The organism is Streptomyces jumonjinensis, assembly GCF_009600885.1.
GTDB classification, from domain to species: domain Bacteria; phylum Actinomycetota; class Actinomycetes; order Streptomycetales; family Streptomycetaceae; genus Streptomyces; species Streptomyces jumonjinensis.
The window spans coordinates 2,814-3,107 of the sequence record NZ_VCLA01000198.1 but is presented as its reverse complement, the minus strand read 5'-3'; the positions used below and the strand labels follow the sequence as shown (position 1 = coordinate 3,107).

Sequence of the window (294 nt, the reverse complement as noted above, 5' to 3'; positions counted from 1 at the left end):
AGGACGTGCATGCGGACCTGGCGGCCCATGAACAGGATCTCCATCAGCACGTCGATCGCGGGGCTGGTCTTCGGATCGCCGGACTCGCGGATCCTGTCCCAGTAGCGGGCGAGCTGGCGCATGGTGGCGTTGACCTCTTCGAGGAGGATCAGCAGCCGCGGTCCGATGGCGTCCGGGTCCGGGTCGATACCGCGTTCGTCCGCGACCCGTACCCGGCGCCTTCCCTCCATGCCGAGCTCGACCAGGGCGTCGTGGATGTCGGCGATGTCGCGGCAGTACGTGACCCCGCCAATG

At 68.0% G+C, this 294-nt stretch carries 1 pseudogene; it reads right to left on the bottom strand.

The annotated features are described in order from the left end of the window. Positions 1-294 (bottom strand): annotated as a pseudogene (locus FF041_RS38385) (pRL2-11); the annotation flags it as partial.